The organism is Aeribacillus sp. FSL K6-2833 (genome assembly GCF_037965815.1).
GTDB classification, from domain to species: domain Bacteria; phylum Bacillota; class Bacilli; order Bacillales; family Aeribacillaceae; genus Aeribacillus; species Aeribacillus composti.
The window spans coordinates 3,893,524-3,908,409 of the sequence record NZ_CP150189.1 but is presented as its reverse complement, the minus strand read 5'-3'; the positions used below and the strand labels follow the sequence as shown (position 1 = coordinate 3,908,409).

Genomic DNA, 14,886 nt, shown 5'->3' with positions numbered 1-14,886 from the left:
TTTTTTCATCATAACAAATCGTTGTAAAAATAAAATAGATAATTGAATGGAAAGAAATAATTTACAAAGTTAACAAAATATTCGTGATATTTTGTAACAAAATTTACAAATAATTAAAAATTTGGTGTTAAAATGGAAATTAGATTTTCAAAAAGATATGGGGGAAATTAATATGTTTAAAAAATTAGTAGCTTTTGGAACAATACTAGCTTTAACAGCGGTGGTCATCAGCGGATGCGGGGAATCCAGCAATTCCCAACAAACTAATAGCAGCAAAGAATCAGATGGATATATTCCGGAAACCCTTTCTGTACAATTTGTACCTTCTCAAAATGCAGATACATTGGAGGCCAAAGCAAAGCCGCTTGAAAAGTTATTGGGAGATCGTTTGGGTATACCTGTAGAGGTAAGTGTTTCAACGAACTATAATACCATTGTTGAAGCAATGGAATCCAAAAAAGTAGATGTAGGATTTTTGCCGCCAAATGCTTATGTGCTGGCGAAAGAAAGAGGAGCTGCTGAAGTAATTCTTCAAGCGCAACGTTACGGAGTGGATGATGAGACCGGGCAGCCAACAGATGAACTAGTAGACAATTACAAATCAATTTTCGTAGTGAAAAAAGATTCTGGTATTACTAGTGTGAAAGATTTAAAAGGAAAGAAAATCGCTTTTCAAGATGTCACTTCATCTGCAGGTTATGTTTGGCCGGCCGCAACGCTGATGGATAATGGGATTGATCCATTAAAAGATGTACAAGGAATAACAGTAAAAGGGCACGACCAAGCAATTATTTCTGTTTTGAACGGTGATGTCGATTGTGCGGTTGTTTTCCAAGATGCCCGCAATACCGTAGCAGGAGATTACCCAACTGTTTTCGAAGATACGAAAGTCATTGAGTTTACAGAACCGATTCCGAACGATACGATTTCCGTCCGTTCCGACATGAATTCAGAATGGGTTGAAAAAATCAAGCAAGCTTTCATTGATATTGGAAAAGACGAAGAAGGGCATGCGATTATAAAAGACATTTACACGCATGAAGGCTACATAGAATCGAAAGACAGTAACTTCGATATCGTCAGGGAGTATGCTGAAAAAGTGAAAACTGAATAATGTATTTTCATAAAATATAGCCAGGCGAATCGTTCGTACTGGCTAATCCTCTATGAATAGATAAAGCAACGTCGGGATGTTTAGATAAATATTTAAAAAAGGTTGGTATGCAGAGTGATAGAATTTCATCGTGTTACAAAAATTTATCCTAATGGTGTAGTAGGATTGGAAAATATTGATTTGAAAATTGAAAAAGGGGAATTTGTTGTGATTGTCGGTTTATCTGGCGCTGGCAAATCAACGTTGCTACGTTCTATTAATAGATTGCATGAAATTAGTTCCGGAGAAATAACAATAGACGGGAAATCCATCACGAAAGCAAAGGGGAAGGAACTCCGCCGCATCCGTCGCGACATTGGGATGATCTTCCAAAATTTTAATTTAGTGAAAAGGTCGACTGTTTTGCGAAATGTTTTATCTGGAAGAGTTGGCTACCATTCTACTCTCCGAACCGTTTTGGGATGGTTTCCAAAAGAAGATGTGGATTTGGCCATGAATGCTCTGGAACGAATGAATATTCTTGAAAAAGCGTACACCAGATCGGATCAGCTTTCAGGAGGACAGCAGCAAAGAGTGTCGATTGCTAGAGCTTTGGCGCAAAAAGCTAAAATCATTTTAGCGGATGAGCCTGTAGCATCTTTAGATCCTTTGACAACAAAACAAGTAATGGATGATTTAAAAAAGATCAATCAAGAGTTAGGAATAACGCTTGTTGTCAACCTGCACTCGGTCGATTTAGCTAGACAATATGCCACAAGGATCATCGGCCTGAAAGCAGGACAAATTGTGTTTGACGGATCTGCTAGGGAAGCGACAGATAAACGGTTTTCTGAAATATATGGAAAGCCTTTTGAGGTGGGAACAAATGAAGCGGATAGAGAGTTTAAATATGAATCGATTAACTAAACAAGAAATTCCTAAAGCACCTACTAAAATAAAGCATTACTTGACAACAGCGTTGATTGTGCTGCTGATCGGCTGGAGCGCCTATCAAACGGAAAGTTCTTTCATCGATTTTGTTGAAGGGTTTCCAAATATGTTTGATTTGCTTGTACAAATGTATCCTCCCAGCTGGTCATATTTTGATGATATTGTTCCGGCAATGCTTGACACATTCCGCATGGCGGTTATTGGGACAACGATGGGAGCTTTGCTTGCGGTTCCATTTGCTTTGTTATGCGCAAGCAACATCGCTTCTAGTAATTGGATTTATTACCCGTTCAGATTTATTTTAAATTTAATTCGTACCATTCCTGAACTTCTTTTAGCCGCTATATTTGTTGCGATTTTCGGATTGGGGCCATTACCAGGAATATTTGCATTAGCTGTTTTCTCAATGGGCATTATTGCGAAATTAACTTATGAAGCGATGGAAAGTATTGATAAAGGCCCATTGGAGGCGATGACGGCAGTTGGCGCCAATAAAATTCAATGGATCGTCTACTCTGTCGTTCCGCAAGTGTCCCCTTACTTTGTCTCTTTCGTTCTTTACACCTTTGAAATTAATATAAGGGCTGCAGCTATATTAGGACTAGTGGGAGCAGGAGGAATCGGAGAATATTATGATAAAACATTAGGTTTTCTTGAATACGACAAAGTGAGTACAATCATTATTTTTACATTAATGGTTGTTTTGTTGATCGACTATATTAGTTCTAAATTGCGGGAGAAACTATTATGAAGAGTGTTGCAAGACCAGTTAAACCAAAAAAGAACCGGTTCATGCTTTGGAGTATATATGTGTTGTTGGCTGTTATTTATATATGGGCATTATCCGGTATTCCAATAGAAGGATTTAAAGAAACGGCCGGCCAAATTACAAAAGCGATTTTATCCGGCATTCTTTCTCCTGATTGGGGATATGTTTACTTGCCCGAAGGCGAAGATCTGCTCCGAGGGCTATTAGATACATTAGCGATTGCCATATTAGGCACATTTATTTCAGCTTTTCTATGTATACCGTTTGCTTTTTGGGCGGCTAACAATATGACGAAAGGAAAGATTGCGGCAGGAACAGGAAAATTTATTTTAAGCTTTATCCGGACATTTCCGGAACTAGTGATGGCGTTGTTATTTATTAAAGTAGTAGGCCCTGGCTCTTTTGCCGGTGTGTTGGCGCTCGGACTCCATTCCATCGGGATGCTTGGCAAATTGTTTTCAGAAGAAGTGGAAAATATTGATTTCGGACCAATTGAAGCTTTGAAAGCAACAGGAGCAAGCGGCTTGCAAACGCTGTGGTTTGCCGTTGTTCCACAAATCATTCCTGGGTTTATCTCTTACACCTTATATCGTTTTGAAATTAACCTCCGTTCCGCAAGCATTTTAGGAATCATCGGTGCAGGCGGAATCGGTACACCGCTTGTATTTGCCATGCAGTCTCGCGACTGGAGTCGTGTCGGTATTATTTTATTAGGAATCATTGCCATGGTTACGATCGTCGATATCATTTCCGGCTATTTGCGCAAGAAGGTGGTTTAGCAGATGCTCATAAGGCAGCAATGTATATCGAAAGCTCCAGCAATAGCGGCTGAACTCAATAAAAGGCTTTTGCCTCGTTGAGTTAATAAATTATGGAGGTAGAGTAATTATGAGAAAGATGCTGTTGCAGGGCCTTGTGGCAGTATTGGCGTTTTTTGTTTTTGCTTTGGAAAACGTAACTGTAAGTGCAGAAGGTCCGAATGATCCGGCCCCAATCTTAGTTCCTAGCGATCCGAACGGCAAGAAAGTTTTGTTTGATAACAGCCATGGGCAAACAGCAGGCCAGTCCGATTGGGTGATTGATGGTGCATTTTCCGATTTTGCCAATGCATTGCTTGAAGCGGGATATACAGTGAAGGAGCATCGGAGTTTAGATCCGCTTACTCTGGAGGATTTAGAAGGTTATAATGTTTTTATTATTCCAGAGGCACAAATTCCTTTTAAGAAGTCTGAACAAGATGCTATTGCCGAGTTTGCAGAACAAGGGGGAGGCGTATTTTTTATTGCCGACCACTATAATGCCGACCGAAATTTTAACCGTTGGGATTCAAATGAAATTATGAATGGTTGGCGCAGAGGGGCTTTTGATAATCCAACAAAAGGAATGGATCAAGGTGAACAAGCTGCAATGGCTGGTGTTGAAAGCACCGATTGGCTAAGTGAAGAATTTGGTGTAAGATTTCGTTTTAACTCGATAGATAACACAACAGCAAATGTGATTATACCATCTGATGAATCCTTTGGTATAACGAGTGGCATTGATGAAATTTCGATTCATGCTGGTTCTACACTGGCTATTATGAATCCTGAAATTGCTAAAGGGATTGTTTATTTGCCTGATGGGCTTACTGTAGAAGAAAACAAATGGAGCAATGCAGTTGACGGAGGGGTTTATTTTGGCGGCGGAATTCATGAAGGGCCCTTTGTAGCGATAGGAAAAAAGGAAAGAGGAAAGGCCGCTTTCATCGGTGACTCTTCTGTGGTGGAAGACAGCACCCCTAAATATAGAAATGAAGAACACGGAGGAGTCAAGAGAACGTACGACGGATTTACTGAAAAAGATAATGGCCAATTGCTAATGAAAATTGTCGAATGGCTGTCTCATAAAGAAAGTTATCTAACCTTCTCTGAACTTGATATACCGCTTGATCAGCCTTCACCAATATTAGAAATGGAGACCCCAGAGCATTCTGAGGAGCTGAAGCCGGAGCCTTGGCGTTCACCGAATGAAGGTTATCTTTGGTATGATCAATCGACATTTGCTGACGGTTCATTTGGCTCGGAAATGGATCCTACAAAAGATATTAAATATAACATTGAAACCCCTGAATATTTGCCAACTGGCGGAGAACCTTTTCAAGTAACACTCAAATTAACAGATATGAAACCGGGACAAGTCATTGAAAATGGGGAAATTCAAGTATATTTAGAAGGTGGTACATCAATTTCGCAAGTTCGGCTTCCGAATGGAACATGGCCTACCACTTACGGTTATCAAAGTGTTGGGAGCATTCAAGCTAATCAGCATGGTGTGGCGGAAAAAGTACTGACAATGAGACTTAACCCAACGGTACAAGACGGAACAACAGGATATATTCGCCTTCGAATAGGGGCTGGAAACAACGTCTTCACCAAAACAGTCAATATCGGTCAGTCAATTGTTGAGACGCCGCCTGGCGGTGAAGAAAAATATCAATTGTTAACACCGAAATATATTCCGCTAGGTGGTATACCATTTCCGGTAGAAGTGGTGATGAGTGGTTTAACACCTGGCTAAGCAGTAGCAAATGGACAAATTCAAATATATTTGTCAGGCGGGCAAAGCATTTCGCAAATCCAATTTGAGGATGGAACATGGCCAATCACTTACGGTTATTTCAATATCGGCAAACTGACAGCAGATGAAAATGGAAAAGCAAAGAAAACGATCATGATGCGCATTAATCCAAATGTTTCGGCGTATGAAGCCTATATCCGTTTGCGCTTAGGTTCGGGCAATAACGTTCTCACGCAGAAGGTAACTATGAGATAGCCATTACAAATTGAAAATGTGTTAGTGTGTATCAGGTTTTTGAAGCTGTTTTTAGAACAGTATTTCGCAACGGGGGTAATAGTATGTGTACATTACCATTCGATAAGGTATTCCTTATATGCCCCTTTTTACATTATTTAGTTAATATAGGGACGGTTCGATAAGTCCCTAATAAAATGAAGCCAGTATAGAAAAACAGCTCGTTTTTCTATACTGGCTTTTGTATATGTTTACAATTTTTCTTAGAAAACAGCTGGCGGATGACGGTTACTTTCAGTATGTTGTGGGCTAAAGCCACAATCCCTTCATGAGCCTCGGCAAATTCTTGAAGCTTTCTCTCCGCTATTTCTCATTAAAATCCTGAATTGTTTTCCTCAGCTTTTGAGTTCAAACTGTACATCGACTTCAAACGTTTCCGAATCTCCTTGATCGTCTGTTCGATTACATTGGTCGCATACATCACGCTCCGAATACTGACTGGATTCGTCCATAATTGTCAGAAGGACACCCAAGTCGTTGCTGCGATTACGCCTCTCTCACATACTTAGTAATGACGGAATGGCAGATCATAAAATATTGCCTGCGCCCCGGGAGCAATGGTGATACGCTTTCTCAGGCAGCACTGGCGGGATCACTATAAATAAAAACAAGGGGATTCCCTTTTTCCGCTTCAGAGTCGAAGTAATAGCAAAAAAACATCCGCCTGTTCTACGTCCTTTCAAGATGCCATAATGAAGTAAAAAATTTCTCACGGCATTTGAAAGGGGAAACTATTGAAAATTTTATTTGCGAAAAATTCATGAAGATTCTATTATTTATTTAGAAAATTGTTATATGTTTTGGAGTGTGGTCACGAATTTATGAAAATGGTTTCCTTTAATGCATACTGGACCATCGGAATTCCAGGAGTACACTATATAAAGCCTGACAATATGTTTAAAGAATTAGAAACCATTCGACAAGCGGATATTGTTCTTTTTCCTGAAACGTGGCAAGCCCCTGCTCTAGTATACGGATTAAAGAAAAAAATTTTCCCAAGCATTGAATCATTGCAGCTGGGCTTTAGCAAAGTAGAAATGACGAGAGCGCTGTGGACGGTGGCGCCTGAGCATGTTCCATATACGGAAATATTGGCAAGCACCCCAAGCAATATCGAAAAAGTATTAGAAACGTTCCCGTTCCCATTTGTTGCAAAGGAAGTCCGGAATTCAATGGGAAAAGGAACCTTTTTAATTAAAAATGAGTATGATTTTTATCAATATGCTAATCAAAATGATGTTTTGTACGTACAAGAATATTTAGAAAACGACGGAAAAGATTTACGCATTTGTGTCATTGGAAAAGATATTTTCACCGCCTATTGGCGGGTTGGGGCGGAAGGGGAGTTTCTCCACAATGTTGCCCAAGGCGGAAGCCTCTGTTTTGAATTTATACCGCAAGAAGCTTGTGATCTTGTTTTGAATGTCTCGAAACAATTGAACATTAATCATGCCGGCTTTGATGTGCTAATAAGCGGAGGGCATCTTTATATTCTCGAGTTTAATGTTCTTTTTGGGAATATGGGCATCACAAAAAGTGGCTTATCAGTTGAAAAAGCAATTTATGAATATTTATTAAGTGAATTTGTGCCGCCTTTTCCAACATCACCGACTACAAAAAAGGTTATTTAAATCAATAAATGCTAAATGTTCATTTTTGTAGATTCATAGTGATACTTAATAAGGAAAAGACGGAAGAAATACAATAGTTTTTCTTATCATAGAGTGGGAAGCGGCCAATTGGAAATTTTTGTTTTTTAAATGGGAAATACAGTATGAGATTGCTTGTGGATAGATCGTGCGCCAGCTTTGGAAAAGATGTATTAACGGGCTTCCTTCGTCGATTGTGTACATGCTTCAGGAAGAGCATGTAATGGTTCATTTGCATGAAGAATTATTTTAAAAAAACTTTTTTCTCGCTATTGCTCAGCTGATCACAAAGGGTAGAATGTTTTCATCTTTAAACGAAAGGACAGCCGAAAGTTGCACCTTCCTTCAATAACGATTTGCCGCACAACAGGTAAAATTTGAGCCGGCTGTCTGATTTATGTTTCACATGGAACAAATGTGCTGAACGTTTGTCTATTGCAATAAATATGAAAACATTTATTATAAGTTATATATTTGAAAAAATGGAATTTTAAAATTTTTATTATTTCCCAGGTTAAATTGTTTGCGTTCCCTTTATTATCATGTAATAATTTCTGTTAACAACATAGATATTTAGTATTTCAAAACAGATCTCTATAATACTGCAAGTGGTGGTGTATAAAATGGAAGGAATCAATCAGTTGCCAGTGAAAGTAGGGGATTGGGTAAAAGGAAAAACAAAAAGCGGCGAATTTATTTACGGTTATGTTGAAACGATAGATTCATCACAAAAGATTATAAGAGTAAAAGTTATGGCTTGCGACAATGAAATCGTCGTTGGTAAAACAGTTGAAACATTAAATCATTGGGTAAAAAAATTGCCCGTATCTCCAATAGAAAATGAAGAGCAGATTAAAGCATTAATTGATTTAGCCTTGTTAACAAAAGATGAAAATTGGTTTATGGAGCTGTCCAACAAATTAAAACAATTAACGAAAGAAAAGGAGAAAGAAAACATAATATAAGTGAATAGGACAGCTCCGATGATAATTTTTTCACAATAATTTTTATGATCGTTTTAATACGATTCACGTTCCCCCGTTATAACTTTATGTTATCCTCCCAGAATATAGAGCATTTTATTATTTCAATATATTATACTTCTTTCCCATTGCCAAAAACCTTTATTCTTTTATAGCTGCCCACATTCCTACATTGTATATATTTTTTATCAGCTCAATTCAGTTGTTATGTAATGAAGGAAGACGTTTGAAAAACATCATCACACTGATCAATATTTGTTCACAATAGGGAATTCTGCCTACATATGCAGAAGAACCGGCGGCATTTTTCAAAGTGATCGTTGGAACGTCGTTTCGTCTTTTTTTATGAAACATACTAAAAAATCACTGATTTTAAACATTAAGAATTACCGTTTAAATGCCATGAAGCCGTTTCATTTAGAAAGAACAGGGCTTTGCCAAATCACCATTCGATCAAGTTAATAACTAGTAATACAATTTCCAAACATATGCATAACGGAAAAAAGAGAATGATTTGGCCTTCCGTGCAACAGCAAGAAAGACTGATTCCAATCTTTTGGAATCGGTTTTTTTATGACCAATTTTGTACAATTTTGTCGATGCGTCCAGTACGATCGGTAACTGTAAATTTCTGTATTTTCGGGATATCAAAAGAAGGGCGCCCCAATTTCTCATGATTGAAAAAGTAAAAGGGGTTTCCAGCATTTTTGGTTTAAAAAGTTTCAAAAATAAAAGGAGCTTCATTCAGTGGATCGCTAGTTCTCACAGCTTTTTTGTAATGCTACAATATAGGAGAATATTAGAAAAATTCGATAAACATTGTAAGCTGGCATGTGATGCGATTGGACGAAAAGCTTTAATCAACAATTGAAGGAGGTGTTTATAATGAAGAAAAGAGAGTATGTCAAACAATGTTGGAAGCGCTTTATTTTTGAAAATAAGCTTGACGAAAAATTATCTCCCATTGTAAAGGATTCATGGATTCGTTCCAAAGAAATGAATGTTGATCCTTTTCAACGATATGGTCAAATGAAAAAAATCGAAATAGACCATTACAAGCCTTTAATTGAATGTTCGGTTCCGTTTATGGAAGGATTGTATTCAATCGTAAAGGGCTCGGGTTTTTTAGTGATTCTTTGCAACGAAAAGGGACAGTTGTTAAAATCAATTGGCGACGCTGATACGTTAAAGATGGCAGCTGATATTCAATTTGTGGAAGGTGCTGATTGGAGTGAACAAGCAATGGGAACGAATGCAATCGGCACTTCGATTGTGATCAATCAACCTGTACAAATATATGCTGAGGAGCATTATTCGGAAATTTGCCAGGCATGGACATGCTCGGCTGCGCCCATTCACGATTCAAAAGGAAAGATAATCGGCGTATTAAATGTTTCAGGCCCATATGAAAAAGTGCATCCACATACTTTAGGAATGGTAGTGTCAGCAGTGAAAGCGATTGAGTACCAACTGGAGCTGATTGAAAAGACAGAAAAAAACATTATGATGCAAAGATTTCTTGAAGCGACTACCAATAATATGAAAGAGAGCATCCTCATTTTCGATACGGAAGGGCTCATTATTAAAGTGAATGATCAATTAAAAAAGCTGCTTCAATTGAATCATTCTTGCCTGGAAGGGAAAAAGATCAGCGAAGTTTTTAGCAACAAATCGATTATTTCCAATCGCCCTCGACATCTTCAAAATCATGAACTGCACTTAAAAATAAAACAGTCAAACAAAGTTTTTCATGTTCTAGTTGATAAACTCCCCATTTATAAAGACAGCCAATGGATCGGTTCAATGATGATTATAAAAGAGATTCAAAAGATAAGACAATTTATTAATCATTTATCAGGCAATCAGGCGAAAATCACTTTTTCTGATATGATCGGGAAGCATCCCCAGTTTCTCCAAAAAGTAAACGAAGCGAAGCTAGCAGCAAAAACGGACTCAAATGTATTAATTTTAGGAGAAAGCGGTACGGGAAAAGAAATGTTTGCACAAGCGATCCATAATGAAAGTGACAGAAAACATAAGCCTTTTATAGCCATCAATTGCGGCGGAATTCCTCGAGATTTATTAGGAAGCGAACTGTTTGGTTATGCGGACGGTGCTTTTACCGGAGCGAAAAAAGGGGGAAGTGCAGGAAAATTTGAGCTTGCCGATGGCGGTACGCTTTTTTTAGATGAGATTGGAGAAATGTCTTTGGAAATGCAAGTATTGCTTTTACGAGTCATACAAGAAAAGGAAGTGGTGCGAATCGGCGGGCATAAAGTTTTGCCTGTTGATGTTCGCATCATCGCAGCGACGAACAAAAATCTTCGGGAAGAGGTCGAAAAAGGCAGCTTTCGGGAGGATTTGTTTTTCCGGCTTAATGTCATGCCGATCACTTTGCCGTCATTGCGAGAAAGAAAAGAAGACATACCGCTCCTTGTTCATCATTTTATTGAAAAAAATTGTGAAAAGTTAAATAAGCCTTTTCCTGAAATCAAACCGGATTTTTTTCAAGCGTTAATACATTATCATTGGCCGGGAAACATTAGAGAATTGCAAAATATAGTAGAAAGAACTTTAAACAAATTGACGAAGCCTGTTTTAACTATTAAAGATTTGCCTGAGGAAATTATAAAAACGGACTCCAAGCCAAAATCGGAAACGGTGTTTATTCATCGAGATGAAATGAAAAAGCAGTCGATCTTGCAAGCTTTACATCTATATAACGGCAACATCACAAAAGCTGCGCAATATTTAGGGATATCACGAAGCACTTTTTATCGGCAAATGCAAAGATTTCAAATCCCTTATTAATATCATTTTGTTTCATTTCGTATCAAATTGTATCATTGTGTCTCTAAAAAGCGTCCCAAAACGGGACGTTTTTTGTGTAGCATAAAAAATCTTATTCATTTTCAATGAAACTAAATATATCAATCACAAAAAATGTAGTTTGGCACAATTTTTGCATTTAACTATTTGAAACCGTTTTCTATTTTGGTAGAAGGGAGAGAATACATTGGCAATTTCTAAAAATGATCTTTTATGGATGTATGAAAACATGTACAAAATCCGTTATTACGAAGACAAAATGGCAGAAGCTTATACTGAAGGGAAAAATCCGGTTTTCAATATTGGGGCGGGTCCTGTTCCTGGCGAGATGCATTTGGCAACAGGGCAAGAACCGGCAGCCGTCGGCATATGTGTTCATTTGAAAAAAGAAGATACGGTTACGTCGCCGCACAGGCCTCATCATCATGCCATCGCGAAAGGCGTTGACCTAAATAAAATGACGGCTGAAATTTTCGGAAAAGAAACCGGGCTTGGCAAAGGCAAGGGAGGACATATGCATTTGTTTGATCCGGATGTCAAGTTTTCCTGTGGAGGAATTGTTGGAGCAGGAATCCCGCACGCCCTTGGCGCAGCACTAGCTGCTAAGAAAAAAGGGAAAGACTGGGTTGCGGTTTCATTTATTGGAGAGGGAGCTGCCAATCAAGGAGCTTTCCATGAGTCATTAAATATGGCAGCACTTTGGAATTTACCTCTTATTGTGGTGATTGAAAATAATCAGTACGGAATTTCTGTTCCGAAAACAGCATCGACATCTGTAGCATCTAACGATGTTCGTGCAGCTGCATATGGCATTAAAGGATATTACGTCAAAGACAACGATCCGATCAGCATGTACGAAGTATCAAAAGAAGCAGTGGAACGCGCCAGACGAGGCGAAGGTCCATCGATTATTGAAATTGAAACATATCGTTACTTGGGACATTTCCAAGGGGATCCGGAGTTGTATAGAGATAAAAATGAAGTGTCGCTTCTTCGGGATAAAGATCCGATCGTCCGCCTTCGAAATCTATTAATCTCTGAACAAAACATAGCGGAAAACGATCTTGACATCATTGAAAATAAAGCAAAACAGGAAGTAGACGCTGCTTATCAATTTGCACGCAGCAGCAATTATCCGAATCCGGAAGATGCTTTAAAAGATTTATACGTTTCGTAAATAAACAGGAAAGGGGTTATAAGCTGTGCAAGGAACAAAAACGCGCTTATTAACGGGAAATAAAGCCATGGCGGAAGCGATTAAATTGGAGATGGAGCGGGATCCAAACGTGTTTGTCATGGGGGAGGATGTCGGAGTTTACGGGGGAATCTTCGGATCGACAGAAGGATTATTTCAACAATTTGGATCAGATCGAGTGATTGATACCCCGATATCTGAAACTGCATTTATTGGAGCGGCCATTGGCGCAGCAGCCGAAGGAATGCGGCCGATCGTTGAATTGATGTTTGTCGATTTCTTTGGCGTTTGCATGGATCAAATTTATAACCATATGGCAAAAATCCCTTATATGTCGGGCGGTCGAGTGAAGCTGCCGATCGTGCTGATGACCGCTGTTGGCGGAGGGTACAGTGATGCTGCTCAGCACTCTCAAACTTTGTATGCAACGTTTGCGCATTTGCCGGGAATGAAAGTGGTGGCTCCATCCACTCCATATGATTTAAAAGGGATGATGATTTCAGCCATTCGGGATGATAATCCAGTAGTCTTTATGTTCCATAAAACATTGCAAGGTTTAGGATGGATGGATCAATTAGACGCATCAGTCGGTCATGTTCCGGAAGAAGCCTACACGGTGCCGTTAGGAAAAGCAAACGTTGTTAGGGAAGGGAAAGATATAACAATTGTAGGGATTCAAATGACGACTCATCATGCGCTGGAGGCTGCCAAAAAGCTGGAGCAAGAAGGAATTGAAGCAGAAGTCATCGATTTGCGTTCACTTGTCCCGTTAGATCGTGAAACAATCCTGCAATCCATTAAAAAGACTCATCGATTACTTGTAGTAGATGAAGATTATTTATCATACGGCATGACGGCGGAGATTGCTGCCATAGCTGCAGAGGAAGGCTTGTATGACTTAGAAGCTCCGGTCAAACGATTGGCTGTACCAGATGTGCCGATTCCTTTCAGCCGCCCGCTTGAACAGTTTGTTTTACCGAATGCAGAAAAAATTTATCAAGAAGCTATAAAACTCGTTAATGAATAAATCTACCATTTCTTTCACAGGAGGCCAACATGATTATTGAAATTAAATTGCCGCAATTGTCGGAAGAATATAATGAGAGCTTAATTGCATTTTGGCATGTGTCTGAAGGGGATGAGGTGGAGCAAAATGACATACTTGTTGAAGTTCAAACGGAAAAGGCGGTATCGGAGCTGCATGCACCTGCAAGCGGAATCGTGAAGGAAATCCGTAAAAAAAGAGGAGATACAGCATCTGTCGGCGAAGTGCTTGCAACAATTGAAACAGCTGAACGCGACGGGCAGCCAGACATAAAACAAGAAGAAACGAATGAAAGATCGGAAGAACAAATAGCAACGGAGCAAAAGGTCGAGAAAAGGGCGACGCCGCGAGTGAAGAAATTAGCGAAAGAACTAGGGGTGGATTGGCGGCTTGTGGAGCCGACTGGTTTAAACGGGAAAGTAACGGAAGAAGATATTCGCAACGAGTACAAGAAGCGGGAAAAAGAGAAGCAAACAAATTCTTCATTCATAGTGGCCGCTCCATCCGTGCGCAAATTTGCAAGAGAACATCAAGTGAATCTTGAAGAGGTAATTCCATCGGGTCCAAACGGCAAAATATTAAAAGAAGATATTGAGACCGTGATCAATAGGCGCAAAAATCAGCAGCCTGAGATGGAAAGTCAGCAAAAAAATCAGAAGGAAGAAACAAAGACCAATTCGGTACAAGATGAATATATTCCGCTTTCAAACATTCGCAAATTCATTGCACGTTCAATGGTTCATTCGAAAAAGACGATTCCGCATGTAACACATTTTGATGAAGCGAATGTTACTAAGCTTGTTCAGCATCGACAAAGCATAAAATCGTTTGCGGAAGAGGAAGCAATCAAACTCACCTATTTAGCTTATGTTGTGAAAGCGTTGACGATCGTTTTGAAAAAGTATCCACAATTAAACGCTTCCTTTCATGAAGAACGTGAAGAAATCATTTTGAAGAAACAATACCATATCGGTTTTGCTGCTGATACAGACCGCGGTCTTGTCGTGCCGGTCATACGGCATGCAGACCAAAAAACATTATTTCAAATTGCTAAAGAAATTCACGAGCTTACCCTAAAGGCAAGAGATGGTTCCATTCAAGCGGATGAAATGACAGGCTCTACATGTACGATATCGAATATCGGATCAGCTGGCGGCGCATGGTTTACACCGATTATCAACCATCCGCAATCGTGTATTCTTGGCATCGGCCGAATCGAGAAAAAAACTGTTGTGGTCGATGATTCGATTGAAATTGCATCCATGATGGCGTTATCGCTCAGTTATGATCACCGGATTATGGACGGAGTGTTGGCACAAAAAGCATTGAACGAGCTAAAAAAATATTTGAACGAGCCAAATTTCATTTTTGTCAATTAATGTGGGTTTGAAGAAATATAGACAAATTGGGGCTGTTCAGACAGTCAAATCTCCATTGAAAACAAAAAACATCAAATATCAACGTTTTTAAAATTTTAAAGGGGGCCGTCTATAAGCCGAAAAAGTCTTATAGACAAGCCCCT

At 39.2% G+C, this 14,886-nt stretch carries 11 protein-coding genes and 1 pseudogene; 11 read left to right on the top strand and 1 reads right to left on the bottom strand.

The annotated features are described in order from the left end of the window. The first annotated feature begins 172 nt into the window (after nucleotides 1-172). The 5 genes from NSQ94_RS18730 (at nucleotide 173) to NSQ94_RS18710 (ending at nucleotide 5,369) form a co-directional block, all read left to right on the top strand. Entirely contained in the window at nucleotides 173-1,114 is a 942-nt protein-coding gene (locus NSQ94_RS18730) for a phosphate/phosphite/phosphonate ABC transporter substrate-binding protein (protein ID WP_082830382.1), read from the top strand. A gap of 114 nt (nucleotides 1,115-1,228) precedes the next feature. Then, complete coding sequence (gene phnC / locus NSQ94_RS18725) at nucleotides 1,229-2,020, top strand: phosphonate ABC transporter ATP-binding protein (protein WP_063389115.1); 792 nt, start codon at nucleotides 1,229-1,231, stop codon at nucleotides 2,018-2,020. Continuing rightward, nucleotides 2,004-2,795, top strand: coding sequence for a phosphonate ABC transporter, permease protein PhnE (gene phnE, locus NSQ94_RS18720; RefSeq protein ID WP_063389134.1), 792 nt, complete (start codon nucleotides 2,004-2,006; stop codon nucleotides 2,793-2,795). The genes phnC and phnE (NSQ94_RS18720) overlap by 17 nt, the downstream gene beginning before the upstream one ends. Further along, nucleotides 2,792-3,592, top strand: coding sequence for a phosphonate ABC transporter, permease protein PhnE (gene phnE / locus NSQ94_RS18715; RefSeq protein ID WP_063389114.1), 801 nt, complete (start codon nucleotides 2,792-2,794; stop codon nucleotides 3,590-3,592). Before phnE (NSQ94_RS18720) ends, phnE (NSQ94_RS18715) begins: the two co-directional genes overlap by 4 nt. 109 nt (nucleotides 3,593-3,701) lie before the next feature. Then, nucleotides 3,702-5,369: a DNA-binding protein gene (locus tag NSQ94_RS18710; RefSeq protein WP_327859075.1), complete on the top strand. Its 1,668-nt coding sequence runs from the start codon at nucleotides 3,702-3,704 to the stop codon at nucleotides 5,367-5,369. A gap of 610 nt (nucleotides 5,370-5,979) precedes the next feature. On the opposite strand, the pseudogene NSQ94_RS18705 reads toward NSQ94_RS18710, so the two are convergent. After that, nucleotides 5,980-6,170: pseudogene (locus NSQ94_RS18705) on the bottom strand (IS256 family transposase); the annotation flags it as partial. A 314-nt stretch (nucleotides 6,171-6,484) separates the two neighbouring features. Here NSQ94_RS18705 and NSQ94_RS18700 point away from each other — a divergent pair. From NSQ94_RS18700 to NSQ94_RS18675, 6 genes are all read left to right on the top strand, one after another. After that, nucleotides 6,485-7,294 carry a hypothetical protein gene (locus NSQ94_RS18700; protein WP_327859077.1) on the top strand — a complete coding sequence of 270 codons (810 nt, stop codon included), beginning with the start codon at nucleotides 6,485-6,487 and terminating at the stop codon, nucleotides 7,292-7,294. A 641-nt stretch (nucleotides 7,295-7,935) separates the two neighbouring features. Further along, nucleotides 7,936-8,277 carry an IDEAL domain-containing protein gene (locus NSQ94_RS18695; RefSeq protein ID WP_063389111.1) on the top strand — a complete coding sequence of 114 codons (342 nt, stop codon included), beginning with the start codon at nucleotides 7,936-7,938 and terminating at the stop codon, nucleotides 8,275-8,277. Between the two features lie 900 nt (nucleotides 8,278-9,177). Then, on the top strand, nucleotides 9,178-11,106 hold the full coding sequence (locus NSQ94_RS18690) for a sigma-54-dependent Fis family transcriptional regulator (RefSeq protein WP_066251439.1): 1,929 nt from the start codon (nucleotides 9,178-9,180) through the stop codon (nucleotides 11,104-11,106). Nucleotides 11,107-11,311: 205 nt separating this feature from the next. After that, nucleotides 11,312-12,301 (top strand): thiamine pyrophosphate-dependent dehydrogenase E1 component subunit alpha, encoded by a 990-nt coding sequence (locus tag NSQ94_RS18685; protein WP_066251437.1) that lies wholly within the window; start codon nucleotides 11,312-11,314, stop codon nucleotides 12,299-12,301. A gap of 25 nt (nucleotides 12,302-12,326) precedes the next feature. After that, nucleotides 12,327-13,346 carry an alpha-ketoacid dehydrogenase subunit beta gene (locus tag NSQ94_RS18680; protein WP_066251433.1) on the top strand — a complete coding sequence of 340 codons (1,020 nt, stop codon included), beginning with the start codon at nucleotides 12,327-12,329 and terminating at the stop codon, nucleotides 13,344-13,346. Nucleotides 13,347-13,375: 29 nt separating this feature from the next. Continuing rightward, entirely contained in the window at nucleotides 13,376-14,743 is a 1,368-nt protein-coding gene (locus NSQ94_RS18675) for a 2-oxo acid dehydrogenase subunit E2 (RefSeq protein ID WP_339229810.1), read from the top strand. Nucleotides 14,744-14,886 lie beyond the last annotated feature (143 nt).

Coding starts and splice junctions, on each gene's coding strand:
- NSQ94_RS18730 (WP_082830382.1), top strand. CDS start 173: ATGTTTAAAAAATTAGTAGCTTTTGGAACAATACTAGCTTTAACAGCG.
- phnE (WP_063389114.1), top strand. CDS start 2,792: ATGAAGAGTGTTGCAAGACCAGTTAAACCAAAAAAGAACCGGTTCATG.
- NSQ94_RS18710 (WP_327859075.1), top strand. CDS start 3,702: ATGAGAAAGATGCTGTTGCAGGGCCTTGTGGCAGTATTGGCGTTTTTT.
- NSQ94_RS18700 (WP_327859077.1), top strand. CDS start 6,485: ATGAAAATGGTTTCCTTTAATGCATACTGGACCATCGGAATTCCAGGA.
- NSQ94_RS18675 (WP_339229810.1), top strand. CDS start 13,376: ATGATTATTGAAATTAAATTGCCGCAATTGTCGGAAGAATATAATGAG.
- NSQ94_RS18695 (WP_063389111.1), top strand. CDS start 7,936: ATGGAAGGAATCAATCAGTTGCCAGTGAAAGTAGGGGATTGGGTAAAA.
- phnE (WP_063389134.1), top strand. CDS start 2,004: ATGAATCGATTAACTAAACAAGAAATTCCTAAAGCACCTACTAAAATA.